Raw genomic sequence first — 1,318 nt, 5'->3', positions numbered from 1 at the left:
TGTTTTGACCCCTATAAAACAAGAGTATTATTCTAAATTTCGATTATTAATTAAGCTGTTAAATTTCTCATTATTATTAGATGTTTATCCTGGTTCCATTTTTCCATTGGTGTAATACGTCCTAAAAGACCATGAAGCCTAATATTGTTATAAAAATCAACGTATCTTTTTAGTATTATTTCAATTTCTCCAAAAGTTCTGTAATCAATTCTTTTAAATACTTCTTTTTTTAATATTCCATGATACGCTTCTATGTGGGCATTTTCTTCGGGTGTTGCTACATGTGTGAATTCTTGTTGGACACCTATTAAACCAAGGTATCCACGTACGCTTTTAGCAATAAACTGACTTCCGTTATCACTTCTAATGACAACACTTTCTGGGTATTGGTACTCTAAAAATACTTCAGAAAGAAATGTTATCACCTTATCTTGTTTTATAGAAAAAGAAAAATAGTCTTTTAAGATTTTACGTGTATGAACATCTATTATAGATAGCAAATAAGCGTTTTTACCAGCCTTTGGAATCCAAACCATCTTTATATCCATTTCTAAGCATTCAAAAGGTCTAGCGGTAATTACTTTTCTAAATTTGACGAATTTACGTCCAGAACCACTTCGGTTTATTCGTCTTTCTAGTTTTAATAATCCCTCTTCTTTCATTATTCTGTATACTTTTTTATGATTTATTTGATAGCCATCTCGCTTTAAATAAGCACTCATTAAACGGTATCCACAATCTATGAATTCATGCGCTAAAACCTTCTTAACAGACTCGATTACTGTATCTTGAGTTACCCATCCTTTATTCTGATGGTGCGTCTGCAAACTAGGCTTATTGCCTTTTATACCAAGACTTGGTACACGATAATAGCTACTATGTATCATCCCTACCATGTTGATAATCTTAGTTTTACTAAGGGTATATTTTTCGAAAATAGCATCTACTAAATCTTTCTTGGATTGGACGTCCCAAACTTTTTTTTTAAAAGTTCACGTTGAACTTCCAATTCAATTTCTTTGTTACTTAACAACTTTCGGAGTATTCTATTTTCCTCTTCTGATTGCTTTAATTCTTTGCTACGAACATCATAAGTGACTTTTAAGCCTGCTTCTCCTTGCTTCTCGTGCTTATTCTTCCAACTGTATAAAGTCCCTGTACTAACACTGTATTTTCTACAGGATTCTACAGTGCCTATTTCCTCACAAGAGGCTAAAATTTCTAACTTTTCTGCTAAGCTCCATTTCTTGTATTTCATATCTCAAAGGTATTATTTGAAATTTAAAATAACACTCCGAACTTATAGGGGGGTAAACTA

General features: G+C 32.2%; 2 protein-coding genes. Both read right to left on the bottom strand.

The genetic code is table 11. The features are described 5' to 3' along the window. Window positions 1–50 precede the first annotated feature (50 nt). Window positions 51–938, bottom strand: a complete 888-nt coding sequence (locus tag ES677_RS15090) for an IS3 family transposase (RefSeq protein WP_148381715.1) — start codon at window positions 936–938, stop codon at window positions 51–53. Between the two features lie 8 nt (window positions 939–946). Then, entirely contained in the window at window positions 947–1,258 is a 312-nt protein-coding gene (locus tag ES677_RS15085) for a transposase (protein WP_148381713.1), read from the bottom strand. Window positions 1,259–1,318: the final 60 nt, after the last annotated feature.

It is taken from the genome of Bizionia gelidisalsuginis (assembly GCF_008086185.1).
Lineage (GTDB): Bacteria > Bacteroidota > Bacteroidia > Flavobacteriales > Flavobacteriaceae > Bizionia > Bizionia saleffrena.
This window is presented reverse-complemented; position numbering and strand designations above follow the sequence as displayed.

Excerpts from the sequence above, each read along its gene's own strand:
- ES677_RS15085 (WP_148381713.1), bottom strand. The coding sequence starts at position 1,258 with ATGAAATACAAGAAATGGAGCTTAGCAGAAAAGTTAGAAATTTTAGCC.